Here is a 241-nt window from a genome sequence, read left to right on the forward strand (position 1 = left end):
GCGAAATGCCGAGGCGCAACAGCCCGCGCAGTTCGCCGAGCTTTTCGCGCGCCGTGCTGCCCACGTTCGTTTCGCACGCGACCTTCGCCTCGTACACGCGCTGACGCAACGATTCGACGAGCCGCCATGCCGGCGTCTGCATGACTTCCTCGAGCGCCTGGATGTCCTGCACGGCGCCCTTGATCTGCGCGGCGAGCGGGTCGACCAGCACGGCGTCGCCTTCGGCTTCCTTGACGATGGC

1 protein-coding gene is annotated in these 241 nt (G+C 67.6%); it reads right to left on the reverse strand.

Annotated elements, in window-relative coordinates:
• Positions 1-241 (reverse strand): DUF4088 family protein (locus SB753_RS40765; protein WP_410805638.1); only part of this gene is annotated, 241 nt, incomplete at both ends.

Source organism: Paraburkholderia sp. SIMBA_053 (assembly GCF_046534895.1).
In the GTDB taxonomy this organism is placed as follows: domain Bacteria; phylum Pseudomonadota; class Gammaproteobacteria; order Burkholderiales; family Burkholderiaceae; genus Paraburkholderia; species Paraburkholderia caledonica.